The following is an 8,903-nucleotide window of genomic DNA, read 5'->3' as shown; positions in this document are numbered from 1 at the left end:
GGCCGGCGGCGAGGTGCCGGAGGTGGTGCTGGTCACCCAGCCCGGCGATGCGGGCGCCACCGTGACGGCGTATTTCGAGGAGCCGCGCGGGCTCGCACACCTGCACCCGCAGATCGCCTACGCGGCCGATACCGGCGCGGAGATCGCCCGGGTCGGCGAGGCCGGCGCGGCGACCCGGACCGGCGCCGTGATGGCGGGGCTGCACGAGGCGCACTTCGCCAGCGCGCCCCTGCGCCTCCTGTTCTTCCTCTGCGGCCTGATGGGCGCCGCCACGGTCGCGAGCGGCCTCGTGCTGTGGACGGTGGCGCGGGCGCCGAAGGGCGCGGATCCCGAGGGCTTCGGCCTGCGCCTGGTGCGACTCCTCAACCTCGGCACCATCGCGGGTCTGCCGGTGGGCCTCGCCGCGTATTTCCTGGCGAACCGGTTGCTGCCCGACGGGATCGGGGACCGGGCGGACTGGGAGGTGCGCGCATTCCTCGCCGCCTGGGTCGCCGCTGCGCTCGCCGGGTCCCTGTATCCGCGGCGGCGGGCTTGGTCACTGGCCCTGGCCGTGCCGGCCTGCGCGTTCCTCGCGATCCCGCTGGTGGACGCGGCCCTGGTCGGTCAGGAACGCTTCCTCGCCTTCGACGCGGCCATGGCGGCCGTGGGCGTGACGCTGGGCATCGGATGCCGGCTCGCGGCACGGCGGACCCTCCCGGCGGCGCGCCCGGCCAAGGCCAGCCTGTCACGGACGGTCGAAGCATGACACCCGCCGCGCTGATGCTCAGCCTCCTCCTGAGCTTCTCGGGCTTCGCGGCCCTCGCCCTCAGCCTCGACCGGCATCACCGGGCCGCCTACCGCGTCGGCGTGCCGAAGGGGCGGGTCGGCAGCCTGCGGATCGCGGGGTGGTGCGGCCTCGGTCTCTCGTTCGCCGCGGCCATCGCGGCGGCGGGCTGGAATTTCGGCCCGGTTCAGTGGGTCGGATCGCTGACGGGCTCGGCCCTGGCCGTGGTCGCGATCATCGCCTATCGGCCGACTTGGCTGCGGAGCGCGGCCCTGGCGGCTCTGCCGCTCGCGGCGGCGGCCGTCCCGCTCGTCCTCCTCGGTTGAGCCGCGGCGCCGTCGCCGGACGCGGTGATTCGTTGGGCGGCGGGACGCCCCGTCGGCGCCGCCCGGTCGCGGTCCGGACCGGGAATTTATGCCCGCTCGCGATGACGCCAGGAAGCGCGTAGGATCGGCGCACTCGCGCACTGGCCAAAAGTCCACCTTGATTCGGCAGGCCAAAAGCCATTGGCTGCGAACAGAGCGGAAGCGGATGCGGCCCGGACGATCGGTCGCCCCAGCGCCAGCTTAAGCCCAAGAGCCGCGGTTCGCGAGGCCGGGGCCTACGGAGGGAACATAGCGATGAACAAGCCGGAATTCCTCGGCGACTCGAAGGTCAAGTCGCCCTTCTCGGCCCGCTACGACAACTTCATCGGCGGCCAGTGGGTCGCCCCCGCGGCCGGCCGCTATTTCGAGAACACCTCCCCGATCACCGGGAAGGTGGTGTGCGAGGTCGCCCGCTCCGACGCCCAGGACGTGGAGAAGGCCCTCGACGCCGCCCACGCCGCCCGGGAGGCCTGGGGCCAGACGGCGCCGGCTGAGCGCGCCCGCATCCTGCTCAAGATGGCCGACCGGATGGAGGAGAACCTCGATCTGCTCGCGCTGGCCGAGACCTGGGACAACGGCAAGCCGATCCGCGAGACGACCCACGCCGACATCCCGCTCGCCATCGATCATTTCCGCTACTTCGCCGGCTGCGTGCGGGCGCAGGAGGGGTCGATCTCCGAGATCGACCACGACACGGTCGCCTATCACTTCCACGAGCCGCTGGGCGTCGTCGGCCAGATCATCCCGTGGAACTTCCCGATCCTCATGGCGGTGTGGAAGCTCGCCCCGGCGCTCGCCGCCGGCAACTGCGTGGTCCTGAAGCCGGCCGAGCAGACCCCGGCCTCCGTGCTGGTGCTGGCCGAGATCATCGGTGACCTGCTGCCGCCGGGCGTGCTGAACATCGTCAACGGCTTCGGCCTCGAGGCCGGCAAGCCGCTCGCCTCGTCGCCGCGGATCGCCAAGATCGCCTTCACGGGTGAGACGACCACCGGCCGCCTCATCATGCAGTACGCGTCGCAGAACCTGATCCCGGTCACGCTGGAACTCGGCGGCAAGTCGCCGAACATCTTCTTCGCCGACGTGGCGAACGAGGACGACGACTTCTTCGACAAGGCCCTCGAGGGCTTCACGATGTTCGCCCTCAACCAGGGTGAGGTCTGCACCTGCCCGAGCCGCGCGCTCGTGCACGAGTCGATCTACGACCGGTTCATGGAGCGCGCGGTGAAGCGCGTCGAGGCGATCACCCAGGGCTCGCCGCTCGATCCGGCCACGATGATCGGTGCCCAGGCCTCGGGCGAGCAGATGGAGAAGATCCTCTCCTACATCGATATCGGCCGGCAGGAGGGCGCGCAGCTGCTCACGGGCGGCGAGCGCAACGTCAAGGACGGCGAGTTCGCCGAAGGCTTCTACGTGAAGCCGACGGTGTTCCGCGGCCACAACAAGATGCGCATCTTCCAGGAGGAGATCTTCGGGCCGGTCCTGTCGGTCACGACCTTCAAGGACGACGCCGAGGCGCTCTCCATCGCCAACGACACGCTCTACGGCCTCGGCGCCGGCGTCTGGACCCGCGACGGCACCCGTGCGTACCGCTTCGGCCGCGCGATCCAGGCCGGGCGGGTCTGGACGAACTGCTACCACGCCTATCCGGCCCACGCGGCCTTCGGCGGCTACAAGCAGTCCGGCATCGGCCGCGAGACCCACAAGATGATGCTCGATCACTACCAGCAGACCAAGAACATGCTGGTCAGCTACTCGGCCAAGAAGCTCGGGTTCTTCTGAGTCTCTTCCCGGGTTAACCCCCCGAGACAACTTCAGCCCCGGCCGAGAGGCCGGGGCTTTTTCGATCCCGGACGCCCGGTCCGTCGGGCGGTGATCCCCGCCCTCCGGCGACGCGACGCGCGACGCGACCGTTCGGCGCCCGCATCCGGCGGGCCGCGCAGTGGAAACCGGCCGAGACCACCGCATATTCAGGCATCGACAGGGAGGACGGCATGAGTTCGGACCAGGTTATCGACGCCAACGTCGCCGAGCAGGCCGGCGTCGACGGGACACCCCTCCGGGTCACCGCGACCCCGGTGGCGCTCGCCCTGATCGAAGAGCTGCGGAGTGAGTACGGCCCGGTCATGTTCCACCAGTCGGGCGGCTGCTGCGACGGCTCCTCGCCCATGTGCTACCCGGTGGGCGACTTCCTGGTGAGCGACGGCGACGTGAATCTCGGCACGGTGGGGGGCGCGGACTTCTTCATCAGCCGCTCGCAGTTCGAGGTCTGGAAGCACACGCACCTGATCCTCGACGTAGTGCCGGGCCGCGGCGGCATGTTCTCCCTGGAGAACGGGCGGGAGAAGCGCTTCCACATCCGCTCGCGCCTGTTCTCCGAGGCGGAGAACCGGGCGCTCGAGGAGGCGTGCAAGCTCTGAGGTCGGGGTCAGCGGGGAGGGGGCTGTGGTGAGGGAGCTGTCGTGGCGACCGTGAAACTCTGGTCCGACGCCGAGGCCGAGGCAGACCCGCGCGTCCGCGCGGTCTTCGCCGACATCCGGGCGACCCGCGGGTCCGACGTCGTCAACAATTTCTGGCGCGGCCTCGCCAACGATCCGGCGCTGCTCGAGCGGACGTGGTCCACCCTGAAGATTGTCATGGGGCCCGGGACCCTCGATCCCCTGACCAAGGAACTGGTCTACATCGCGGTGTCGATCGCCAATGGCTGCCCGTACTGCATCCACTCCCACACCGCGGCCGCCCGGGCCAAGGGCTTGACGGAGGCCCAGCACGGCGAGTTCCTGGCGGTGGTCGGGATGGCCAACCAGACCAACGCGCTGGTCAACGGCCTGCAGATCCCCGTCGATCCCGCCTTCAGAGTGGAGGAAGATCCATGAGTTCCGCGTCCGGCACGGAGAAGCAGGGGTTCCGGGTGGTGCACGAGAGTGCGCCGTTCCGCGGCAAGCAGGGGCACATCTACCGTCCGGCGATCTCGGCCGAGGCCGTGGGTTCGCGGGCGCTGCACATGCAGCTCCTCGAGATCCCGCCCGGTGAGCGGGCTCACGCCCACAAGCACGAACACCACGAGACGGCGATCTACGTGCTGTCGGGCGTGTCGGGCTGCTTCTGGGGCGAGCGGCTGGAGAACCACGCGATCGCGGGCGCCGGCGAATTCGTCTACATCGCCGCCGACGTGCCGCACCTGCCCTACAACCGCAGCCAGACGGAGACGGTCACGGCCGTGATCGCCCGGACGGACCCGAACGAGCAGGAGAGCGTCGTCCTGCTGCCTCACCTCGAGGCTGGCGTCGACTGGTCCAAGGCCGAGGCCTAGCGGCTCAGCGCTGCTCGATCCGCTCGTTGGCGAGACGCTCCGCCCGGGTGCGCTCGTCGGCCGACAGCCCGGAGAGGGTCTGGTCCAGCCACGCGTCGGACAGACCCTGGCCGGCGGCGGCCAGATTCCAGGCCGCCGCCTCCACGGGATTCTTGGCGACGCCGCGGCCCACCGCGTAGAGCCGCGCGACGCGGTTCTGCGCGATGGCGTTGCCGCGCGAGGCCGCGTGCAGGAAGTACCGGGCGGCGGCCCGCTCGTCCTTGGTGACGCCGGTGCCGTTGAACAGCAGGATCGCGTACTCGACCTCGCTCGCGAGATCGCCGTTGTCGGCGCCGCGCCGGAACAGCTCCGCGGCCTTCGACGGATCCTTCGGCACGCCGCGCCCCTGCAGGTAGAGCACGCCCAGGTCGTGCTGGGCCGGGCCGATCTCGGCATCGGACGCCTTGCGGAACTGCGCGGCGGCCGCCGCCTCGTCGGCCGTGGCGCCGGTGCCGATCAGGATCAGGCCGAGATTGTAGGCCGCGGTCGGCGAGCCGTGGGCCGTGGCCTGCTCGAGCCAGCGCCGCCCGGCCTTCGGGTCCTTCGGCATCCCGCGACCGTCGAGGGCCATCAGTCCCAGGGAGGCCATGGCGGACGCGTCGTTCTGCGCGGCCGCCAAACGATACCAGTCGGCCGCCTTGACCGGGTCCTGCTTCACGCCGAGGCCCTGGTTGTACAGCTCGCCGAGCAGCGTCATGGCGGCGGCATCCTTGGGATTCGCCTCGATGCGCTTCGTCGCCTCGCGGAAGGCGGTGACGTACTGGCCCTTCTGATAGGCGCCGTAGGCGAAATCCGGAGGCTGGCCGCCCGCCGGCGGCACGGCGCCGCGCGAGTAGTTCGGCGTGTAGGGGCTCGGCAATTCCGGCATCGTCGACTTGCCGGTCTGCGCCGCGGGGCCGATCGAGCCGGGCGCCGCGGTCCGGGCCGGATCGGCCGGTCCCGAAGCCGCATAGGCCGGCGACGCCAGCAGCGCGGCGCCGGCGAAGACCGCCAGACGACGGGCGTCGCGGCCCCTCACGCCTCGGACTCCCGGACGGCGCGCTGGGCCAGCTCGACCGCGCCCGGATCCCGCAGCCAGAGGGCGCTCTCCAGGCCGACGAACTCGGCACCCGTCGCGGCGAGAGGCGCGATCTCGTCGGCGGCAGCCGCCACCGCGATGCACGGCGTCTCGAAGATCTCGGCCCACCACGCGGCGCGGGCCCGCACGGTCTCCGCCTCGGGCGCGACGCCGTCCGGGTACAGGCCACCGAACATCAGGTAATCGATTCCGGCCTCGCCGGCCTCCATCGCGCCGTGCTTGGTCTCCAGGCCGCCCGCGCCGAGGATGCGCCCGTCCCGGAGCCGGCCGCGCAGATCCTTCAGGTCACGCGGCTTGTCGACGTGGATACCGTCGGCCCCGCCGCGGATCGCCACCGCGGCGAGGTCGCCGGTGAAGCCCGGGCAGGCGACGACCAGGGCCGCGCCGCGCTCCTGCACGGTCGGAGCGACCGATTTGACGCGGGCCGTCAGCCCGCGCTCGTCGGTAGCGGCGAGCCTCAGGATCACGGCGGCGACGTCGCCGGCTTCGCAGGCGGTCTTCAGAGCCGTCACGAAATCCGCGATGCCGTCCGCGTCGAGACCGTGCGGTCCGAGCAGGGCGAGCTGAGGGCTGTTGCTCATCGGAGCCGATAATCCCCGCCCTACTGCGGGCCGATCTTCGGGTCGAGCGCGCCGCTGGCGTAGCGCTTGGCCATCTCGGCAACCGAGATCGGGCGGATCTTCGCGCCCTTGCCGGCCGTGTTGAACTCCTCGAAGCGCTGCTTGCAGAGCTTCGTCATCGCTTCCATGGCGGGCTTCAGGTACTTGCGTGGGTCGAATTCGGAGGGGTTCTCGGTGAGTACCTTCCGGATCTGACCGGTCATCGCCATGCGGTTGTCGGTGTCGATGTTGATCTTGCGCACGCCGTGCTTGATGCCGCGCTGGATCTCCTCGACCGGGACGCCCCAGGTCGGCTTCATCTGGCCGCCGTACTGGTTGATGATGTCCTGCAGATCCTGCGGCACCGACGAGGAGCCGTGCATGACGAGGTGGGTCGTCGGCAGGCGGCGGTGGATCTCCTCGATCACGTTCATCGCCAGCACCTCGCCGTCGGGCTTGCGGGTGAACTTGTAGGCGCCGTGGCTCGTGCCCATGGCGACCGCCAGCGCGTCCACCTTGGTGGCCTCGACGAACTTCACCGCCTCGTCCGGGTCGGTCAGGAGCTGGTCGTGGCTCAGGGTGCCCTCGGCGCCGTGGCCGTCCTCCGCCTCGCCCTGGCCGCTCTCGAGCGAGCCGAGCACGCCCAACTCGCCCTCGACCGAGACGCCGGCCCAGTGGGCCATCTTGGTGACGTTGCGGGTGATTTCGACGTTGTAGTTGTAGTCGGCCGGGGTCTTGCCGTCGGCCTTCAGCGAGCCGTCCATCATCACCGAGGTGAAGCCGTACTGGATGGCGGTGGCGCAGGTGGCTTCGTTGTTGCCGTGGTCGAGATGCATGCAGACCGGGATGTGCGGGTAGATCTCGACGAGGCCGTCGATCAGCTTGGCCAGCACGACGTCGTTGGCGTAGGCGCGGGCGCCGCGGCTCGCCTGGAGGATCACCGGCGAGTCGGTGGCATCGGCGGCCGCCATGATGGCGAGCCCCTGCTCCATGTTGTTCAGGTTGAAGGCGGGCACGCCGTACTCGTACTCAGCGGCGTGATCGAGGAGCTGCCGGAGGGTGATGCGTGCCATCGTGCGTGTCTTCCCGTTTCCCGTTTCGTCGTCCGCCCGATCGCCGGAACCGCCGTCAGGCGCTCAGCTGAGCTGTGTCGTGTGGCTCTGCCGAGTGCCTCGCTTTCGGTCAATCTCCGACGCGGCGCAGGGCATTCTTTCGGCGGATGACCTGCACCCGCTCCGGCGCTCCGGGGTCGCGACGCGGTCCTCGAGCGCGCTGACGCGCCCGCCGAACCCGCCCGTCATGGCCGGCATCAACAGCGTGCGGGCCGCATTCCGGTGACCCGCGCGCGGGCCGCGATCCGGGCGGTCGGTCCGGGCCTGGAGCCCGTCGAAGCGCGTCAGGATCTCGAAGGTCGCGTTCAGCACGGCGTCACCCATCGACTCGGCCCCGCGGCTGATGGGGGCCGGCCCCCTAGATAGGGCCTTGTCGGAGGGGGAGGAGAGCAAGGCGGCCGTCTCAGCCCTTCGCCCGCAGAGCCTCGACGCCCGGGAGGGCCTTGCCTTCCAGCCATTCGAGGAACGCGCCGCCGGCGGTCGAGACGTAGGTGAAGTCCCGCGCCACGCCGGCATGGTTGAGCGCGGCCACCGTGTCGCCGCCGCCCGCCACGGAGACGAGCTGGCCGGCCTTCGTCCGCGCGGCCGCGTGCGCGGCGGCGGCCACGGTCGCGGCGTCGAACGGGGTGAGCTCGAAGGCGCCCAGCGGACCGTTCCAGACCAGGGTCTTGGCGCCGTCGATGGCGGCGTTGATCTCCGCGACCGACCGCGGACCGGCATCGAGGATCATGCTCGTGTCCGGTACAGCATCGACCGGCACGGTCTCGTGGGGGGCCTGCGCCTTGAACTCGGTGGCGGCGACCGCGTCGACCGGCAGGATGATCCGGCAGCCGGCCTTCTCGGCCGCCGCGAGGATGCGCGTGGCGGTCTCGGCGAGATCCTTCTCGCAGAGAGACTTGCCCACGGCCTTGCCCTGCGCGTGCAGGAACGTGTTGGCCATGCCGCCGCCGATCACCAGCATGTCGACCTTGGCGACGAGATTCTCGAGGAGATCGATCTTGGAGGAGACCTTGGCCCCGCCGACCAGCGCGATCACCGGGCGCTGGGGCGATTCCAGGCCCTTGGTCAGCGCGTCGAGTTCGGCCTGCATCTCGCGTCCGGCATAGGCCGGTAGCCGGTGCGCCAGACCCTCGGTCGAGGCGTGGGCGCGGTGGGCCGCCGAGAAGGCCTCGTTGACGTACACGTCGCCGTTCGCCGCCAGGGCGTCCGCGAAGGCCGCGTCGTTCTTCTCCTCGCCGGCGTGGTAGCGGGTATTCTCGAGGAGGAGGACGTCGCCGTCCTTCAGCGACGCCACCGCCTGCGCGGCCGCGTCGCCGACGCAGTCCGCCGCGAACGCGACGCTGCGCCCCAGAGCGGCGCTCAGCGCCGGAACCACCGGCTCCAGCGAGTCCTTCGGCTCGCGCTTGCCCTTCGGCCGGCCGAAATGGGCCAGAAGGATCACCTTGGCGCCCTGCTCGGAAACCTCGCGGATCGTCGGCGCGACGCGCTCGATGCGGGTCGCGTCGGTCACCCGCCCGTTCTCCATGGGCACGTTCAGGTCGACGCGCATGAGGACCCGCTTGCCCTTGAGGGAGCCGGCGTCGTCGAGGGTGCGGAAGGCGCTCATGCGGTCTGGTGCGGTCCTGTGCGAGGCGAGG

General features: G+C 70.7%; 10 protein-coding genes. 6 read left to right on the top strand and 4 right to left on the bottom strand.

What is annotated here, in order from left to right; translation table 11 throughout:
* The 6 genes from MMR14E_RS01405 to MMR14E_RS01380 form a co-directional block, all read left to right on the top strand.
* The coding region (locus tag MMR14E_RS01405) for a PepSY-associated TM helix domain-containing protein (protein WP_331312476.1) at positions 1 to 745 on the top strand (745 nt) is incomplete at its 5' end.
* Complete coding sequence (locus tag MMR14E_RS01400) at positions 742 to 1,089, top strand: DUF3325 domain-containing protein (protein ID WP_331312474.1); 348 nt, start codon at positions 742 to 744, stop codon at positions 1,087 to 1,089. The genes MMR14E_RS01405 and MMR14E_RS01400, both read left to right, overlap by 4 nt.
* Before the next feature lie 294 nt (positions 1,090 to 1,383).
* On the top strand, positions 1,384 to 2,907 hold the full coding sequence (adh, locus tag MMR14E_RS01395) for an aldehyde dehydrogenase (protein ID WP_331312472.1): 1,524 nt from the start codon (positions 1,384 to 1,386) through the stop codon (positions 2,905 to 2,907).
* Positions 2,908 to 3,119: 212 nt separating this feature from the next.
* A complete protein-coding gene (locus MMR14E_RS01390) occupies positions 3,120 to 3,545 on the top strand; it encodes a DUF779 domain-containing protein (RefSeq protein WP_331312471.1) in 426 nt (141 codons plus the stop codon).
* 42 nt (positions 3,546 to 3,587) lie between these two features.
* Positions 3,588 to 4,001: a carboxymuconolactone decarboxylase family protein gene (locus MMR14E_RS01385; protein WP_331312470.1), complete on the top strand. Its 414-nt coding sequence runs from the start codon at positions 3,588 to 3,590 to the stop codon at positions 3,999 to 4,001.
* The gene (locus MMR14E_RS01380; RefSeq protein ID WP_331312469.1) at positions 3,998 to 4,438 is read left to right on the top strand and encodes a cupin domain-containing protein; all 441 of its coding nucleotides are present in this window, start codon (positions 3,998 to 4,000) and stop codon (positions 4,436 to 4,438) included. Before MMR14E_RS01385 ends, MMR14E_RS01380 begins: the two co-directional genes overlap by 4 nt.
* A 4-nt stretch (positions 4,439 to 4,442) precedes the next feature.
* Here the strand turns inward: MMR14E_RS01380 and MMR14E_RS01375 are convergent, their stop codons facing one another.
* From MMR14E_RS01375 to MMR14E_RS01360, 4 genes are all read right to left on the bottom strand, one after another.
* Positions 4,443 to 5,495 carry a tetratricopeptide repeat protein gene (locus tag MMR14E_RS01375; RefSeq protein WP_331312467.1) on the bottom strand — a complete coding sequence of 351 codons (1,053 nt, stop codon included), beginning with the start codon at positions 5,493 to 5,495 and terminating at the stop codon, positions 4,443 to 4,445.
* Positions 5,492 to 6,136 carry a thiamine phosphate synthase gene (locus MMR14E_RS01370; RefSeq protein WP_331312466.1) on the bottom strand — a complete coding sequence of 215 codons (645 nt, stop codon included), beginning with the start codon at positions 6,134 to 6,136 and terminating at the stop codon, positions 5,492 to 5,494. Before MMR14E_RS01370 ends, MMR14E_RS01375 begins: the two co-directional genes overlap by 4 nt.
* A gap of 20 nt (positions 6,137 to 6,156) precedes the next feature.
* Positions 6,157 to 7,227: a class II fructose-bisphosphate aldolase gene (gene fba / locus MMR14E_RS01365; protein ID WP_331312465.1), complete on the bottom strand. Its 1,071-nt coding sequence runs from the start codon at positions 7,225 to 7,227 to the stop codon at positions 6,157 to 6,159.
* Between the two features lie 442 nt (positions 7,228 to 7,669).
* Positions 7,670 to 8,872: a phosphoglycerate kinase gene (locus MMR14E_RS01360; protein WP_331312464.1), complete on the bottom strand. Its 1,203-nt coding sequence runs from the start codon at positions 8,870 to 8,872 to the stop codon at positions 7,670 to 7,672.
* Positions 8,873 to 8,903 lie beyond the last annotated feature (31 nt).

Source organism: Methylobacterium mesophilicum, assembly GCF_036441335.1.
GTDB classification, from domain to species: domain Bacteria; phylum Pseudomonadota; class Alphaproteobacteria; order Rhizobiales; family Beijerinckiaceae; genus Methylobacterium; species Methylobacterium mesophilicum_B.
Note: the sequence above shows the minus strand (reverse complement) of the source record. Positions and strands in the feature narration are given on the sequence as shown.